This window comes from Vibrio sp. Isolate30 (genome assembly GCF_022397975.1).
Classification (GTDB): Bacteria; Pseudomonadota; Gammaproteobacteria; order Enterobacterales; family Vibrionaceae; genus Vibrio; species Vibrio fortis.
Genome location: NZ_JAKEUS010000001.1, coordinates 717,243 through 735,118, shown reverse-complemented (window position 1 = coordinate 735,118; position 17,876 = coordinate 717,243). Strand labels below are relative to the sequence as shown.

The window sequence follows — 17,876 nt, the reverse complement described above, 5'->3', positions numbered from 1 at the left end:
TGGCCTTAAATCATTGAATATGAATTAATCTAGAAGTTCTACTGACTGCTTAGCAATCACGAATTCTTCATTGGTTGGGATAACCATTGCTACTGCGTCTAGAAGCTCAGACTTCGCGATAACGCCTGCTGCGCCAAAGCGTGCATCTTCGTTACCCTTCTCGTCTTCAACAAAACCTAGAAGTTTCAGGTTCGCTAGAATCTCGCGACGGATTGGTAGAGAGTTCTCACCGATACCACCAGTGAAGATTACTGCATCTAGGTTGCTCAGAGGGATCATGTAAGAACCGATGTATTTTGCAACACGGTAAGTGAACACTTCAAACGCTAGCTTCGCGCCTTCGTGACCGTTCTCCATCGCTTCTAGGATGCCGCGTGCATCAGAAGTTAGGCCAGATACGCCAAGGAAACCAGACTTCTTGTTTAGTGTGTCGAATACTTTTTCAGTCGTCCAACCTTTCTTGATTAGGAACTCGATAACACCTGGGTCTAGGTCACCAGAACGAGTACCCATCATTAGACCCGCTAGTGGCGTAAAGCCCATAGATGTATCTACTGATTTACCGTTTTCAATCGCACAAACTGACGCACCGTTACCTAGGTGAACAGAGATGAAGCTCGCTTCTTCAACGGGTTTGTTCAGCATTTTTGCAGCTTCACGGCTAACAAAGTAGTGGCTTGTACCGTGGAAGCCGTAGCGACGGATACCGTATTCTTTGTAAAGCTCACCAGAAATCGCACCAGTAAATGCTTTTTGCGGCATTGTTTGGTGGAACGCTGTGTCAAATACAGCAAACTGAGGAAGGTGAGGGAAAGCTTGCATAGAAGCTTCAATGCCTTTTGCACCTGCTGGGTTGTGCAGTGGCGCTAGGTCAGACAGGCTTTCGATTTCAGCCAGTACTTCATCGTTAATACGAACCGTAGAAGTAAATTTCTCGCCACCGTGAACGATGCGGTGACCAACAGCAACAAGATCGCTAGAGAAACCAAGTGTTTCCATTAGTGCAACGATACGAGTAATTGCATGTTGGTGGTGGTTGTCAGGAGCCGTAATCGCTTCTTCAACTTTCTCACCATTATGTTTCCAACTAATTACCGCTTCTGGAAGGCCAAAACACTCGCCTAAGCCACTAACAACTGCATCACCTGTTACTGAATCGATAACAGCGAATTTAAGAGAAGAACTACCTGAGTTAATAACCAGAACAAACGAATTAGACATTGGATATGGATCCTGTTTCAGTACGAATTTGATGAAGCTTTTACTTCAATTTTATTTAAGCCCATTATTCAATAATTTTTGAATCTTTCAACTTTTGTTTTGAATATTTAACTAAATTAACACAAATTAGTTGATCCTAGTCATCAATTCATTTCTTTTACGCCTGAAAATTAAAAAATAGTTGAATTCAACCAGATGTATATATCTATAAATTATAGACTTTGCGCTCAAAAATATTTTGTCTCTTATTGACATCTTTAATCTGAATCGACCATTAATCCACCACATAGATGTACAATATATGTACTCAATGCTACATATGGTCTACAATTAAATTACAGGACAATAAACTGTATAATTAAAATGACGATACAAGGAACGTAACTCTTGTCTATTTTTGCTGCTGCATTAGTCACCCTAGGTATCATCATTCTAGGCATTGGACTGGTTTTTGCGCATAAGATTTGCCACATCACAGAGAAAAGAGGGTGGAAGCTTTTATCAGGGCTGATCGTCGGTTTTGTTATCGGCTATAGTCTGTTTTTAGATGCGCTTTTAGTATTGGACAGCATCGACTCACTGGTGGTGGGTGTTTCTCTGATCCTGTTCTTTGGCAGTGTCTTTGTGGTTACCGTCGTACGCTTTAGCCTAGCTTCTATTACCGAACTCAATCAGAAAGCCATTGAGGAGCACTACAACGCCCGTCATGACCTTCTTACTGGCTTACCCAATAGGAGCTATTGCCTACAAGAAATGTCTAGCCGCATTGAGCAACACTCACCTTTTACGGTTTTGATGTTTGATGTGGTGAACTTCAAACAAGTGAATGATGCACTTGGGCATCACTGCGGTGATCAACTGCTTATTCAGCTAGGGCAACGAATTCAAAAACTAACCAAGTCTGATGAACTGCTCACTCGCTTGGGAGGGGATGAATTTGTAGTCATCACCAATCGTAACTCTCAGTTCGAACTAAACCAGCTTGTCAGTTACATTGAACTCGCCTTAAAAGAGCTGTTCATCGTCGGGCAGTTCGAGGTATCAACGAGCGTGGTATTTGGCTCTAGTCACTATCCAAGCGATGCGAAAGATATGGCGCAGTTGCTGAACTTTGCCGACATCAGTATGTATCAAGCAAAGAGCCAAGGATTAAGCCTTATCTCTTATCAACCAACCATGATAGAGGGGGCGAGACAAAACCTCTCTATTGCTAGTCAGATACAGCATGCATTGGACGACAACCAGTTCAAGCTCTACTACCAACCGATTGTTTGCCCTCGAACTGAGCAAGTCATCGAGTTTGAGGCTCTGATTCGCTGGCAGTCAGATTCGGGCGAGTTTATCTCTCCTGCTCAGTTTATTCCTATCGCAGAACAGAGCAATAAAATCACTGACATTACGTTGTGGGTAATTAAACAGGTATTTGAGGATCTTGAACGCTTTCAGGCTCAAAACATATCTGTGCCTATTCACATTAACTTGTCAGCAAAAGACATAATCGGCGGCAAGGTCTTTAAGTTACTTGCGCAGGCGTCTGCTGCGAACCCAAGTATCACGAAAAGCATAGTGATTGAGATTACAGAAACGGCCGCCATTCGTGATATCCCAAATAGCCAATCCCGCTTAGAACGTATTAAACAGTTAGGCTATCGCATTAGTTTGGATGATTTCGGCACCGGCTACTCTTCACTGGCTCGCTTGAGTGAATTACCAATAGATCAAATCAAGATCGACCGCAGCTTTATCCAAGACATCGTTCACAATGAAAAGAATAGAACCATCGTCGAAACGTCCATTGCGCTGGCACATGGGTTAAAATTTGATGTGATTGTTGAGGGTGTCGAAAACAGAGAGACGCTAGATACTTTAATGGCGATGAACTGCGATCTGATTCAAGGCTATCTGTACAGTCCTCCAAAGCCGCTTCCAAGTATTATCAATTGGACACAACAGTTCCATTCGAGTGATAAGCTTCCCCTCGCCTTCTAACGAGATGCGAGATGCGAGATGCGAGATGCGAGATGCGAGATGCGAGATGCGAGATGCGAGATGCGAGATGCGAGATTATTTTTCTATCTTTTAACGAACAGTGCAAATAGTGAAGCATTAATATTCGCTTCGAATTAGACAAAGTAACACGCACAAAAAAGCCGAGCTAGATGCTCGGCTTCTTCTTAATTAGACTTGGTAATCGTTAAGATTAACCTTCGCCACGGTCATTGCGACGACCACGGCCGCCATTACCGTTACCATGACCACGTTCGCCACGGTAGTTACCACGGTGGTCGCCACCACGGTTACGGTCGAAACGACGCTCGCCATCACGGCCGCCTTCACGGTTACCATCGCGGTTGCCGTCACGGTTACCACGGTAGCCACCACGACCGCCTTCGCGGTTACCATCACGGTTGCCACGGTAACCACCGCGACCACCATCACGACCGCCACGGTTGCCATCACGACCACCGCCACGGCGAGGCTCACGGAAGTCGTTGAAATCAACAACAACAGCACCAGCTTCTTTTTGACGAATGCGTAGCTTGCTTAGTTTACCCGCAGTTTCAGAGTTCATTGCTTTTGGCAGTTGAACGTAAGTTGAACCTTGGTCAAGCTTGATAGCACCGATAGAACCTTTGGTTAGGCCTAGTTCGTTTGCTAGAGCACCAACGATGTCTTTAACTTGAACGCCTTGCTCGCGACCAACTTGAAGCTGGTATGTATCCCAGTCTTGGTTGCTGAAGTCACGACCACCACGGCCACCGTCACGATCGCGGTTTTCACGACGCTCTTTACGACGGTTCTTATCGCGCTCGATAGCAGCGATCATTGGGTCTTCGCCAATGTAGAACAGTGGACGCTTGCCTTGTTGGCGCTTAAGAAGCATTGCAGCAAGAGTCGTTGGATCGATCTCTAGGTTTTCTTGTAGCTTAGCAACTAGCTCAGCGAAGTTTTCTAGAGACTTGTGCTCTTTCTCAGCTTCAAGCTCAGCACCTAGTTTAGCTAGACGAGCTTCTGCTACTTTGTCACGTAGAGGAAGTTGGATTTCTTCCATTGATGACTTAGTTACACGCTCGATAGTGCGAAGCATACGAATTTGGTTAGTGCGAACTAGAAGGATCGCTTTACCTTTACGTCCAGCACGGCCAGTACGACCGATACGGTGGATGTAAGACTCAACATCGAATGGGATGTCGTAGTTGAATACGTGAGTAATACGTGGAACGTCAAGACCACGTGCAACAACGTCAGTTGCTACTAGGATATCGATAACACCTTCTTTGATGTGATCAACAGTACGCTCACGTAGAGACTGAGGAATATCACCGTGCAGAGCAGCAGCTTTGAAGCCACGTGCAGATAGCCAGTCAGCTAGACGCTCAGTGTCTTGACGAGTACGTACGAATACGATTGACGCGTCAGTCTCTTCAGTTTCAAGAAGACGAGACATTGCTTCGTCTTTCTCTACACCTTTAACAACCCAGAAGTTCTGCGCTACTTTGTCAACTGTGTGGTTAGTACCAGCAACGTCAACTTTCGCAGGATTACGTAGGTAACGGTCAACGATTGTCTTAACCATTGGAGGCATAGTTGCAGAGAATAGTACACGTTGTGCAGATTCTGGAGCTTGCTCAAGGATCCAAGTAACGTCATCTACGAAGCCCATTTTTAGCATTTCATCTGCTTCATCAAGAACAAATGTGTGTGCTTCATCTAGGTGTAGACGGTCACGAGTTAGTAAGTCTTTAACACGACCCGGAGTACCAACAACAATGTGAGCACCGCGGCTTAGAGCGCGCATTTGGTCAACGATTGAAGCACCACCGTAGATTTCGATAACCTTAAGGCCTTTGATATCACGACCAAGGTTTTTGATTTCTGCAGCAACTTGGATCGCTAGCTCACGAGTAGGAGCCATGATGATTGCTTGTGGTTTGTGTTGGTTTAGGTTGATTTTGTTCAGTAGAGGCAGAGAGAAAGCTGCTGTTTTACCAGTACCTGTCTGTGCTTTACCTAGTGCGTCTTTACCTTCAAGAAGAAGAGGAATTGCTGCCGCTTGGATTGGAGTTGGAGATACGAAACCCATGCTATCAAGAGCTGAAAGGATGTTTTCGTTAAGTGCTAATTCATTAAATTGAATTACAGATTCGGACATTGGGATCCCACTATATTAAGTAAACAAAAGGTCCCGGGAGCTCTACCAATTCCAATACTGATCCTATCAGATACTGATTCCGTTCAGTTGCGAAGCAGTAATAAAACGCATCAAGCCATTAGGGACGTCTAAGGGAGGCGGATTATTCCTTAAATGCATAAAAAAAGCCAGAAAAAATTGAAATACATCACATATTTTTCTGATTTACTGATTTTTTGGCTATCTTGTCATCAAAATTTGACGTTAACCCATTCAAATGGGGACTTATCGTGCAAAGTCACTCATATTCTTTGTCACCATTTAATTTGCACTGTCATGTGCTTTAAGTAGTAATCAGGCCTCGCAATGATTATAGTGTGCTCAATTGTTCTCGTAAGATAAAAGTAAGATGTTTCAAGATAACCCTCTACTCGCTCAGCTAAAACAGCAAATCCAAGAAACACTTCCTAAAAAGGAAGGTACAATCAAAGCAACAGAAAAAGGCTTTGGTTTTCTAGAAGTAGATAGCAAAACTAGCTACTTCATCCCGCCACCGTACATGAAGAAGTGTATTCACGGTGACAAAGTGGTCGCGATCATCCGTACTGAAAAAGAACGTGAAGTCGCAGAGCCAGAAGAGCTAGTAGAACAAGGTCTTACTCGATTTATCGCTCGCGTTAAGCTTTTCAAAGGCCGCCTTAACGTTGTACCCGATCACCCACAGCTCAAAAAGCTACAACTAAAAGCCAAAGCGAAGAAGGGTCTAAACCCAGAAACGCTAAAAGAAGGCGATTGGGTTGTTGCTCACATCATCCAACACCCATTAAAAGGCGATAACGGCTTCCTCGCACAGATCTCTGAGAAGATCACCGATGCTGATGACAAAATCGCACCTTGGTGGGTAACGCTTGCTCAAAACGATCTACCGAACAGTGAGCCTGAAGGCATCGACAACTGGCAGATAAACGATGACGCTGACTTAGAGCGTATCGACATGACGCACGTACCATTCGTTACCATCGATGGTGAAAGCACCAAAGATATGGATGATGCGCTGTACGCGAAGAAAAATGAGAATGGCGATTTTGAACTGACGATTGCGATTGCGGATCCAACAGCTTACATCTCACCTGACGACGAAATGGATAAGGTCGCACGCGATCGTGGTTTCACGATTTATCTACCGGGCCGTAACATTCCAATGCTGCCACGCGACCTTGCAGACAACCTATGCTCGCTAATCGAAAACGAAGAGCGCCCAGCACTTTGCTGTACTGTGACGGTATCGAAAGACGGTGTTATTGGCGATGACATTAAGTTCTTCGCGGCTAACATCAAGTCTCACGCTCGCCTGGCATACGACAACGTGTCTGACTGGTTAGAAACTGGGGCATCAGAGAAGTGGCAACCAAGCGAAGAGATCGCAGCAATTGTTACTGACCTTCATGAGTTTGCTAAGGCTCGCTCTGCTTGGCGCTCAGCAAATGCTGTCGTATTCCCAGACCGTCCTGACTACCGCTTTGAACTGAGTGAAGATAACGACGTCGTTGCGATTCACGCTGACATGCGCCGTAGTGCGAACAAACTGGTTGAAGAAGCAATGATTAGCGCGAATATCTGTGCTGGTCGTGTGCTAAAAGAGAGCTTCAACAAAGGTGTATTTAACTGTCATGCTGGCTTCAAGGCAGACAAACTGGCAGACGTGCTTGAACTGGTAAACCCACAAGCAGAAACACCTTATACAGAAGAGCAAATCGCATCACTTGAAGGCTTTGCAGCTCTGCGCCGTTGGTTAGGTTCACTTGAGAGCAACTACTACGACAACCGTATTCGTAAGTTCCAAGCGTACAGCGAGATAAGCAATGAGCCTGCTCCGCATTATGCGATGGGTCTAGATATTTACGCGACTTGGACATCTCCAATCCGTAAATACGGCGACATGATTAACCACCGTATGTTGAAAGCACACATTCTGGGCAAAGCACCAATTCAAACACCAGACGAAACTGTCGGTGAAGAGCTGGCGTTGCATCGCCGTCACCACGGTATGGCAGAACGTAACGTTGGCGATTGGCTATATGCTCGTACACTTGCCAATGCACCAGCGGAAGAAACGCGTTTCCAAGCCGAGATCTTCGACATCAACCGTGCAGGTATGCGTGTACGCCTACTAGAGAACGGCGCAGCGGCGTTCATTCCAGGCTCTCTCATTCTTGATAATAAAGAAAGAATTGAGTGCAATGGTGATATGGGTACTGTATCTATCGATAAAGAAATGGTATACAGACTGGGAGACGTATTAGAAGTCGTTCTCTCTGAGGTTAACCAAGAAAACCGCAGCTTAGTCGCTAAGCCAACTCAAGTCTTTGCTGACCAACCAAGCAAAGAGGAAGAAGCGAGCGAACAAGCAAGCTAATCCTTATTGAACAACTCTTCTAAAGGCGCTAATAATTAGCGCCTTTTTTATTGTCGTCTCGCTAAAAATAACAACAAAACAAGCTATTATTGCTATATAACACTAAGTAACTTAATGCATATTAGGTTCAGTGAGGAAGCATTTAAGCAATCAGAACGTCAAAGAAGTGTATATGCCATCAATCAATGTCACTCAATTTAGAAATTTCACTCCCAGGAAACGAGAACGGTACCCCGCCTCGAGAAATGGTATATTTATCGTTCGTCAAGGCAGTATCTCTTTTGCATTACCCGATGGTACTCAGGCCTCTCTCCAAGCTGGTGAATTTGCGCTCTACAATTCAGGTGAAATACAAGACGTTTCAGTCCATACCGAACATGGCGAGTTCAACGCCATCTGTTTAGATTTCGACCTTTCAATTTTTCAAAAATTTATCAATCAATTTGGTGATCTCGAGTCCGTACGACCACCAGAAAAATACATCAAGTTCAATGCCGACGACCATAATCTCACTCAGCTTAAAGACATGCTCTTAGCACTGGCTAGTGAGTCGACTCAAAATGACTACGCAGTCACCCAGTTGAGCCTCGCTCTGCTGTCTTTAATGGTCGAAGCACACCCTTCCCTTCTTGCTGTCATTGGCAGAGCCTCAAAGCTGACAGTGACACAGAAGGTGATTAACTATATTGAACAGAATATCGAGAACAATATCTCGCTAGATACGCTGGCGAGCTATATGGGTATGTCTCCAGCGACTCTAAAACGCCGTTTGTCAGCAGAAGACCTCTCATTCTCAAATCTATTAAAGATCAAGCGAATTGCTCATGCTGCAACGCAGCTTAGAACCTCCACTAAGTCAATCACCCAAATTGCTTACGAGTCGGGTTTTAAAAGTGCCGCACACTTCAGTACCGCATTTAAAAACTATCATGGAAAAACACCCAAAGACTTTCGTGCACTCATCGCGCAAAGCCACGCAATGAGTACCGGCGTTGAAATTAAAGCAAGATAAGTCGATTTAAAAAGAGAAACAATTGCAGTAACGACTAGACCCAGAAGTAAGCTTTTGGGTCTTTTTCTATTTCGTGGAGAATAGATTCCAAATCCTTTGAACGAGATAGATAAGGATAAGGCCCCCATAACACCACATCTCCTTGCGAGCCTTCATCTAATGGCACTTCCACCAGCCAAATAGCATCGGTCGGGCTGAATACTACCCTCGCAACATCATCGGTGTAGTCGCTATGAGATGAATCGAGTAGGTAGTGAGCTTTTGAAAAAACCACACCGCCCTCGCACTCTTCAAACAGTGATTTTCCTAGCTCAACGGGCAAACTTTGGTTGCGTGAGGTGCATAGCTTTTCTGCACCATGTAGAAGTCGACTAAGCTCTATCTGTACTACCGACATCCACGTCCCTCCTTGACACCAATTCGTCTGGCGAACAATCCTCATTAGAGCTTAGGACTGAACTCTTCGTTTAGCGAACAAGACTTTATGAAATGTGAGCAGGCATTTATGAAATGTGAGCAGGCATTTATGAAATGTACGTGAGACTGCCATAATTCAACCGCATGGAGTTTCACAAAAATGTCATATTTGCTACCTATGATAGGCGGCAAATGTAATCTACTAGGAGTTGTATATGTTACGAGTCGCTCTTGCCTCTCTTTTGTCATTCGCTTTGTCTTCTCAAACCGTTCTAGCGCAAGAAACCACAATCTCAGGCTCGACCTCTGTAGCTCGTGTTATGGATGTGTTGGCCGAAGAGTATAATAAAACCCATGCTGACAACTATATCGCTGTTCAAGGCATAGGCTCGACTGCGGGCATTACTATGGTGAACAAGGGTGTTTCGGATTTAGGGATGAGTTCACGTCGTCTAACCGACCAAGAGCAAACTGATGATTTAGCCGTTAAGCCTATCGCTTACGATGGTTTGGCTGTTGTGGTTAACCGTTCAAATGGACTGGCAAACATCACACGCGAACAGCTATTTAATATCTACAAGGGTAAGATCACTAACTGGAAAGAGATTGGTGGCGCAGACCAGCCTATCGCAGTGGTCACTCGCGAAGCGTCGTCAGGGTCTCGCTATAGCTTTGAAAGCCTAATGGGTCTAACTAAGATCATTAACGACCGAATGGTCTCAGACATCAACCCAAACAACTTGGTTGTGAACAGCAACAGCATGGTAAAAACCATTGTTAACCACAACCCACATGCGATTGGTTTCGTGTCTGTCGGTTCAATCGACCGCTCAATCAAGGCTATCTCATTCAATGGCGTAGAACCAACCTCTAAAAACATCGCAAATCACAGTTATGAACTGGCTCGCCCATTCTTGATCCTTTACAAGAGAGAGTCGGTTTCAGAAGAAAGCAAAGACTTTGTTAAGTTCGTTAGCTCAAAACGGGGTCAAGACCTGATCGAAGAGTACGGATACACTCGAGTGAAATAATCTGAATCCCAAACGAAAAAGAGAGAGCTCAAGGCTCTCTCTTTTTATTCTTAAAAACTAATTCTGGTTTAGAAGTGCAGTTGAATCACTGAAACAACCACAGCACCTGGGCGGCGTACGCCTTCGATCTCGACACGAATCTCACGTTCAATCTCAAGACCTTTACGAATTGGTGTTACTTTCGTCAGAGTACTCTTCGCGCGCACGTTGTTACCTGATTTCACTGGGTATGGGAAACGTACTTGGTTTAAACCAATATTAACCACCATTTTTGCCGTCGGGAACTGTGACTTATCAGGATCAACGCTATCGGTTAGACGCGGTAGTAGAGATAGAGTCAAGAAACCGTGTGCGATGGTTGTTTTGAATGGCGAGTCAGATTCCGCTTTTTCAGGATTCGTATGGATCCACTGCATATCTTCTGTCACTTCACCAAACTGGTTGATGCGGTCTTGGCCAACATGAATCCAATCACCCGTGTGGATCACTTCACCGATCTGTGCAGAAAGCTCATCGTATACAGCTTGAGCTTCAGGCTTTAGCTCAATTGGTTTTTCAATCGGTACTACTTCTACTGGCGTGATCGGCGCATCTTCATTTACAGCAGGTTTATGGTGATCACGTACCCATGCAAAGAAGTGGCTGTTTTGCGTGCGGTTCAGAAAGTCGCCCCAGTACTCTCTTAGAGTTGGAGACATCCATTGCATAAACTCTGAGTGTTGTGGCGAAACACTATCACTACGGTGTTTAAATAAATCAATGACCTTCATAAGAACCTCAATGCACAAAAGAACGAAATATAACTCGGTAATTTTGAATCACTTCACAATATTGTGCAAACATTTTCGAGCATACACACGTTCACCGAAAGCAAGTATTTCATTATATATCAGCCACTTATTTAAAAAACACTATTTTATTAGAAGATCTACTTTAGAGTACAAACTCAACGATATGTTTCTATAAATAGTATATAGAGCTGGATTTATATTCCGTTTGGATATAAAAAGGCCTAGCAGAAGCTAAGCCTTTTATTTCATGTGGTTAATCTCAAATAGCGTTATTCATCATCTAGCGGAATAAGTTTGGTATTCCCGCCATGGGCTTTCTCACGTCTACGCTGAACGAATGCGTAGAAACCTGGGATGAGGAAGGTACCTGCTAATAACACACATAACAGACCACCAATCAGTGAAATACCGAGAGAGTTTTGACTCACGTGACCAGCGCCCGCCGCGAAGATAAGTGGGAAGATACCCAAGATAAACGACCAAGAGGTCATGTTTACCGCACGGAAACGTAAGGTACCACCTTTCACCGCCGCATCGTCGATAGGTACATCTTTATCTTCGCGCTCGACCTTAGCGAATTCCACAATCAAGATTGCGTTTTTCGCTGCCAGCGCTATGAGCAGAACCAAACCTATCTGCGCGTACAAGTTGAGTGGTGTCCCTGTTAAATTAAGCGCCAAGAATGAGCCTAATGTCGCTACCGGTACCACCAGTATGATCGCCACAGGGATCGTCCAACTCTCATATTGAGCAACCATGAACAAGTAGATGAAGATCAGAGCCAATGCAAACGCAAAGATTGCTTGGTTGCCCGCAAGTACTTCTTGATACGCCATGCCTGTCCATTCGTACTGGTAGCCTTGAGGAAGAACTTCGGCAGCAACACGTTCCATTGCAGCAATCGCGTCACCACTGGAGTAACCCGGAGCCGGCTGACCTTGAATCACTGCACTGCGGTACATGTTGTAACGCCACGCTACATCAGGTTCAAAGATCTGCTCATGCGTCACCAATGTGCTAAGAGGGATCATCTCGCCTGATGAAGAACGAACGTGGAAACGTTGCAAATCTTCCATGCTGCTTCGGTGGTCACTGTCGGCTTGCATGGTTACGCGGAAGTTCTTACCAAACATGGTGAAGTCATTCACGTACAGAGAACCCAGGTTACCTTGCAGTGTTTGGAAGATTTCAGACAGAGGAATACCTAGCTGCTGCGCTTTTTCACGGTCGATGTCGACGTAGTAATGCGGTACGTTAGCACGGAAGGTACTGAAGGTACGTGCGATCTCAGGCTGCTGATTGGCTTTCTGAATAACATCGTCCATTACCATCGCAAGATCGCTTCGGCTACGGCCCAAGGTGTCTTCAAGCACAAACTCAAAGCCAGACGCTGCACCCATACCCGGAACCGCCGGAGGTCCCATCGCAAACACTACCGCTTGTGGCAGTTCCATCGCAGCACGACCGTTGATTCGCTGAGAGATCGCTTGTGCTGAGTGCTCTCCATCAAGTGCATTACGCATATCCCAATCGTGCAACTTGATAAACAGCGAAGCACCATTTGATGCAGATGCACCCGTCATGAAGGCATAGCCGTTTACTAGCGTCACACCATCAACACCTGGTTCTTGCTCAACCATTTCCAACAAGTGCTCTGTCACTTCCTCTGTACGAGACAGAGAAGCGGCATCGGGTAGTTGCACGTTGACCAGTAAGATACCCTTATCTTCCTGAGGAACGAACGCTGTTGATGTTGTCTTTGAGAAGTAAGTTACCGCTGCCAGTGCTACCACGAAGAAGGTAAATAGCAGCACGCCTTTCTTAACAAGGAAGCCTGCTACTTGACCGTACTTCTTGGTCACGCTTTCTAAACCACGGTTGAATGCTTGGTACCAGCGCGCTGTGTTGCCACCGCCCTGCTTGAGAACCAGAGAACAAAGTGCAGGAGATAGCGTTAGTGCGTTGATAGATGAAATCACAACCGCGATACAGATAGTCAGTGCGAACTGGCGATACATAATGCCGGTGATACCCGGAAGCATGGCTACAGGGATAAATACCGCAAGCAATACTAAGGTAGAGGTGATGATTGGTCCGGTTACCTCTTTCATCGCGATCAGTGTTGCTTTACGAGGAGAGATCGATGGATCTTTGGCCATGGTGGTATCAACGTTTTCAATAACCAGAATCGCATCATCCACCACGATACCAATCGCGAGGATCAAACCAAACAGGGTTACCGTGTTGATGGTAAAGCCAGTCATCTGCATTACGGCAAAGGTACCAATCAAGGATACCGGAATAGCCACAACAGGGATCAAGGTGGCACGCGCACTACCCAAGAAAAGGTAAGTTACCGCGATTACCAACAAGATAGCTTCAATAAGCGTTTTAACTACGCCTTTGATCGATTCAGCAACGAACACTGTCGTATCGTAACTCGCCTCGTAGGCAACACCGTCTGGGAAGTTATGGCTAAGATTTTCTAACATCGCCATAACCGCTTTACCACTTTCAAGTGCGTTCGCATCCGACTGTAGTGACAACGTCACGATAGAAGCATCTTGACCACGGTATTTACCGTTACCATCGTAGAATTTCTTACCCAGCTCGATACGAGCAACATCTTTCAGATAAACTGTTGAACCGTCTTGGCTAGCACGAAGAACAACATTCTCAAACTCATCAGCCGTCTCTAAGCGACCTTTGGTCACCAAGTTAAACTGAACTTCTTGAGGATTGTTGTATGGCGCGGCACCGATACGACCTGCAGCTACCTGAACGTTCTGCTCAGCCAACGCCGCATAAACATCGGTTGTAGTCAGATTTAGGTTAGCCATTTTTTCAGGGTCTAACCAAACACGCATCGCGTATTCACCGCCACCCAATACGTTTACTTCACTGATACCACTAACACGAGCCAGTTGGTCTTTGATGTTGAGGTTAACGTAGTTGATCAGGAACTGGTCATCGTACTTACCGTTTGGTGAGTAAAAGTTCAGTACCATCAATAAGTCTGGAGAACGTTTTTTCACCGTAACGCCAACCATTCTTACTTCTTGTGGCAGCTTTGACTCAATTTGAGCAACACGGTTCTGAACGTTTACCTGAGCCATATCTGGGTCAGTACCCACATCAAAGGTGACGTTTAGGTTGTATGAACCATCATTCGCACTCTTTGACGACATGTAGATCATGTCTTCTACACCGTTGACTGAGGTCTCTATGGGGTCGGCTATCGCCTGTTCCACAACCTCAGCACTCGCACCTGTATAGAATGCAGAAACACTCACCGATGGCGGGCTGATTTTTGGATACTCTGCCACTGGCAGAATAGCCAATGAAATAGCCCCCGCCAGCGTCAGAATAATTGAGATAACAAGGGCAAACTTAGGCCTTTGAATAAAGAAACGACTTAGCATACTTGTGCCCCTTACTCCGCTTTCTCAGAAGCTGAAGGCTGAATACGCACTGACATTCCATTTCTAACGCGCTGCAGGCCTTGTGTGATGATCGCATCGTCCTTTTCAAGACCAGAATGCACAATCACGCCACCTTCAACTTGGCGACCCATGTCGATATTGCGACGCTCAGCGACAGGCGCACCTTCACCTTCCACAAGCACCATCACGAAATCCCCTTCAAGGTCAGTCTGAACTGCGCGGCGTGGGATAGTCACTACGTCGATTTCTTGCTTGTCACGAAGGTTTACACGTACGTGTTGACCTGGAAGTAGCTGTTGATGTGGGTTGTCAGCAATCGCACGCATTGCGATAGTGCCGGTATTGAGATTGATTCGGTTACCTAAGAAATCAAGCTTACCTAGGTGCTCAAACGCTTCACCGTTTTCTAAGATAATTTGCACTTCCACTCGGTCGGTATCGCTGCTGCCATCGCCTTCGATACGATCCATCCCTAGCGCTAAACGTTCACGTTCACTGATACTGAACGCGGCATGTACTGGGTCTAGGCTCACTAAGGTGGTTAGTACACCAGAAGATGGCGAAACAAGGTCACCCGTACTTACTTTGCTATCACTAATACGACCTGCAAATGGCGCTTCAATGCGAGTATGTGAAAGTTGCACGTTCGCTGAGTTGAGCTGAGCTTGATTTGCTTCAAGTTGTGCTTGTGCACCTAACAGCGCGGCTGTGAGTGCATCGAATTCAGACTGAGAAATACTGCCTTTTGGAAGCAGGTTTTTACCACGATTGAAATCAAGTTCTGCTTTCTTAAGGTTAGCATTGGCTTGAGCAACGGATGCTTTAGCACTCGCTACTTGTGCTTCAAACGAAGAAGGCTCGATGGTGTAAAGCAGCTGACCTTTCTCAACCATTTGTCCTTCTTTAAAATGACGGTTTTGAAGGTAACCTGATACCTGAGCCGTAATCGCTGTATCTTCCACAGCTTCAATACGACCGATATAAGACTTGCTTTGTTGGTGAGGAATAACATTAACATCCTGTACTGCTACGAGAGGTAAAGGCGCTTGTTGGGCATTTTGGGCATCTTGCCCACAGCCGACAAGGATCATAGAGCTGGCCAGAGCGGTCAGGAGTAGCTTTTTACGCATTGGTATACCGTCGCTAGTTAAAAATAGAACAGTATAAAAATTTACGTAACACAATTGCGACGATTGTCCGAGGAATATCAATTATTACCAGGCAAAATGTTTCAGCATGTAAATAGAAACTTGATGCACATAAATGGCTTACATTTACGCTACATTTTTCCTGAAAATCTTAGGCTTAGGCTTTTAGTCTGACAGGATATTGTCTACCATGATCACTCTTCATATCTAAAATATGTCTTATATATCGTTAAGGTAATGTACATGATTTCAAAATGGGCTAAGCGTTTTTACCAAATGGCAGAGTTGGTCGGCTCATGGAGCAAAGATCCCTCGACTCAAGTTGGTGCCGTAATTACCAAACACAACCGTATTGTTTCCGTTGGCTTTAATGGATACCCACATGGTGTGTCAGACAGTGCCGACACCGATGATCGTGAGATGAAGTATCTGAAGACACTGCACGCAGAAGAGAATGCGATTCTTTTTGCTAAGCGAGATCTAGACGGTTGTGAAATCTGGGTGACACACTTTCCGTGTCCAAACTGCGCCGCGAAGATCATTCAAACGGGCATTGCTGCGGTTCACTGTCCTGCACAGAGTGAAGACTTTCTGTCGCGTTGGGGCGATAAGATCAAAGTAAGCCAAGATATGTTCGAACAAGCAGGCGTAAAAGTAGATTGGTTACCAGTCGAAGAACTGGATTAACCCAATACTGAGCGCGCTCATTCGTTTATATCGCTCAATGCACACATACAAAAAGCCGATAACAGGGTCTCTGTTATCGGCTTTCTACTATTTATTAGCTACGACTTGTTTAACAGTTACGACGTGTTAAATAGTTACGACCTGTTTAACAGTGCCAACAATTACTCTTTTTCTGGGAAAGCTTGAGCATAGCTCTCCATAAAGTCGCGGCGGATTTCCTGTTCTAGATGAGAAGCTTGTTCTGTAGGGCAGAAAATCATGAAGTGCACGACTTGCTCCCCTGTCGCTCCGCTCGTTACATGAATATGCGGTTCTGAACCAGGAAGATCGACTCCAGCATGACGCTCGATAACGGCATTGTAACGACGAGCAACTTCAATAAAGTCTTCACTGTGCGCCTCAATCTGCTTAATCAACCCTGGGATCAGTGGGTATAAGTTAACGAACTCTTTCACCACAATAGAAAAGTCGTGGTAAACGTATCGCTTCATGAAGTTAAGGTTCTTTACCGGATAAGTAAAAAACATGCTGTTTGGCAACGTAGCTGTTTTGCCTGTGTAATGGTACTGCCCGTGGTATAGATCGATCTCTTGAATCACAGTCGCCATCAAGTTGTGTTCAATGACCTCACCACTGATCTTGCCGACTTCAATCCAGTCACCAATACGAAAAGAGCGCGAACTTGCCCTTTGGATAGACCCCGTAAAACAGAGAATGATCTCCTTTGATGCGACCACAATCGCCACTGCAATCGCCGTTAACGACAGTGCAAACTCACTGATTTCTGACTGCCAAAGAATGAACAGAGTGACCACAATGATAGCGAAGGTGCCATTCTTGGTGCGGGACATCCAATTACGCTGGTCTTCAGAGAGAAAAGCAACATCGCCTCGGATTTGAGATAGTGTGATTCGGCGAATAATTAAAACAACAGCGATGATTAGTGCACTGAACAAACCTTTGTGTGCCAACAAGAAATCAATCACTTGCCACATTTTTTCCATTACAACTTCCTTTGGAATGATGATGACTTTACCTAATAAAAACGCCCATTTAATAGGCGTTTTATGAGTTATTAACAGCTTCTTTTAGGCTATCATTTTATCTTTGCAGAAGTAATAAACTCGCCAAAAGTTTCACACCAAATCACAACCGTATTGTATTGAGTGAGATCTGTCTCTTGTGGCAAAGAGAGCATAAAACGATCAAAGGTTTTCACATCGCCCACTTTTAACATTGTTGACTTGAGCTCATTGAATGCAGCTTCTGTCTCAACGTAAGTCGGCGATAAATAGAGTTTATAATCTGGCCCCGGAGCAAGCTCACCCTCAAAGGCAATCGCATCCTCGGTAATCGAGACGATCCCTTCTCCCCAATGAAGAAAATCACTGTCTTGACGATCTTTGGTGAATTCACCACTCAAAACTGCTTTTTCAGTCACGGCTTGCACTGAGTTAACCGACGGTGACTCGGGCTCAATCAAAATGGGTAGAGCGTAAACCCCTAGCCCAAAACCAAAAGCACCCACAGCAAGGTGGGTGCAAAGTAGAATCAACTTTTTCATCGCTTACTCCCTTA

Annotated in this window: 13 protein-coding genes; 5 read left to right on the top strand and 8 right to left on the bottom strand. The window is 45.2% G+C overall.

The genetic code is table 11. The features are described 5' to 3' along the window. Positions 1–24: 24 nt before the first annotated feature. Positions 25–1,221 (bottom strand): acetate/propionate family kinase, encoded by a 1,197-nt coding sequence (locus L1D60_RS03250; RefSeq protein ID WP_239839718.1) that lies wholly within the window; start codon positions 1,219–1,221, stop codon positions 25–27. A gap of 387 nt (positions 1,222–1,608) precedes the next feature. Between L1D60_RS03250 and L1D60_RS03245 the strand changes: the two genes are divergently transcribed. After that, positions 1,609–3,210: a bifunctional diguanylate cyclase/phosphodiesterase gene (locus L1D60_RS03245; RefSeq protein WP_239839717.1), complete on the top strand. Its 1,602-nt coding sequence runs from the start codon at positions 1,609–1,611 to the stop codon at positions 3,208–3,210. A 211-nt stretch (positions 3,211–3,421) separates the two neighbouring features. Here L1D60_RS03245 and L1D60_RS03240 read toward each other — a convergent pair whose 3' ends face one another. After that, positions 3,422–5,374 carry a DEAD/DEAH box helicase gene (locus L1D60_RS03240; RefSeq protein ID WP_239839716.1) on the bottom strand — a complete coding sequence of 651 codons (1,953 nt, stop codon included), beginning with the start codon at positions 5,372–5,374 and terminating at the stop codon, positions 3,422–3,424. A gap of 388 nt (positions 5,375–5,762) precedes the next feature. Between L1D60_RS03240 and rnb the strand changes: the two genes are divergently transcribed. Together rnb and L1D60_RS03230 are read left to right on the top strand one after the other, a co-directional pair. Beyond that, positions 5,763–7,769 carry an exoribonuclease II gene (rnb, locus tag L1D60_RS03235; RefSeq protein ID WP_239839715.1) on the top strand — a complete coding sequence of 669 codons (2,007 nt, stop codon included), beginning with the start codon at positions 5,763–5,765 and terminating at the stop codon, positions 7,767–7,769. Positions 7,770–7,941: 172 nt separating this feature from the next. Next, positions 7,942–8,781: an AraC family transcriptional regulator gene (locus tag L1D60_RS03230; protein WP_239839714.1), complete on the top strand. Its 840-nt coding sequence runs from the start codon at positions 7,942–7,944 to the stop codon at positions 8,779–8,781. A 34-nt stretch (positions 8,782–8,815) separates the two neighbouring features. On the opposite strand, the gene L1D60_RS03225 is transcribed toward L1D60_RS03230, so the two are convergent. Next, complete coding sequence (locus L1D60_RS03225) at positions 8,816–9,178, bottom strand: DUF3024 domain-containing protein (protein WP_239839713.1); 363 nt, start codon at positions 9,176–9,178, stop codon at positions 8,816–8,818. A gap of 235 nt (positions 9,179–9,413) precedes the next feature. Between L1D60_RS03225 and L1D60_RS03220 the strand changes: the two genes are divergently transcribed. Further along, positions 9,414–10,229 carry a phosphate ABC transporter substrate-binding protein gene (locus L1D60_RS03220; RefSeq protein ID WP_239839712.1) on the top strand — a complete coding sequence of 272 codons (816 nt, stop codon included), beginning with the start codon at positions 9,414–9,416 and terminating at the stop codon, positions 10,227–10,229. A gap of 68 nt (positions 10,230–10,297) precedes the next feature. Here the strand turns inward: L1D60_RS03220 and L1D60_RS03215 are convergent, their stop codons facing one another. The 3 genes from L1D60_RS03215 to L1D60_RS03205 form a co-directional block, all read right to left on the bottom strand. Then, positions 10,298–10,999, bottom strand: coding sequence for a MaoC family dehydratase (locus L1D60_RS03215; protein ID WP_239839711.1), 702 nt, complete (start codon positions 10,997–10,999; stop codon positions 10,298–10,300). 290 nt (positions 11,000–11,289) lie between these two features. Beyond that, positions 11,290–14,442 carry an efflux RND transporter permease subunit gene (locus tag L1D60_RS03210; RefSeq protein WP_239839710.1) on the bottom strand — a complete coding sequence of 1,051 codons (3,153 nt, stop codon included), beginning with the start codon at positions 14,440–14,442 and terminating at the stop codon, positions 11,290–11,292. A gap of 11 nt (positions 14,443–14,453) precedes the next feature. Beyond that, entirely contained in the window at positions 14,454–15,593 is a 1,140-nt protein-coding gene (locus L1D60_RS03205) for an efflux RND transporter periplasmic adaptor subunit (RefSeq protein WP_239839709.1), read from the bottom strand. Positions 15,594–15,854: 261 nt separating this feature from the next. Between L1D60_RS03205 and L1D60_RS03200 the strand changes: the two genes are divergently transcribed. Further along, positions 15,855–16,298 (top strand): cytidine/deoxycytidylate deaminase family protein, encoded by a 444-nt coding sequence (locus tag L1D60_RS03200; protein WP_239839708.1) that lies wholly within the window; start codon positions 15,855–15,857, stop codon positions 16,296–16,298. Positions 16,299–16,459: 161 nt separating this feature from the next. Here L1D60_RS03200 and L1D60_RS03195 read toward each other — a convergent pair whose 3' ends face one another. Both L1D60_RS03195 and L1D60_RS03190 read right to left on the bottom strand, forming a co-directional pair. After that, complete coding sequence (locus L1D60_RS03195) at positions 16,460–17,302, bottom strand: mechanosensitive ion channel family protein (protein ID WP_239839707.1); 843 nt, start codon at positions 17,300–17,302, stop codon at positions 16,460–16,462. 92 nt (positions 17,303–17,394) lie between these two features. Further along, positions 17,395–17,862: a DM13 domain-containing protein gene (locus L1D60_RS03190; protein ID WP_239839706.1), complete on the bottom strand. Its 468-nt coding sequence runs from the start codon at positions 17,860–17,862 to the stop codon at positions 17,395–17,397. Positions 17,863–17,876 lie beyond the last annotated feature (14 nt).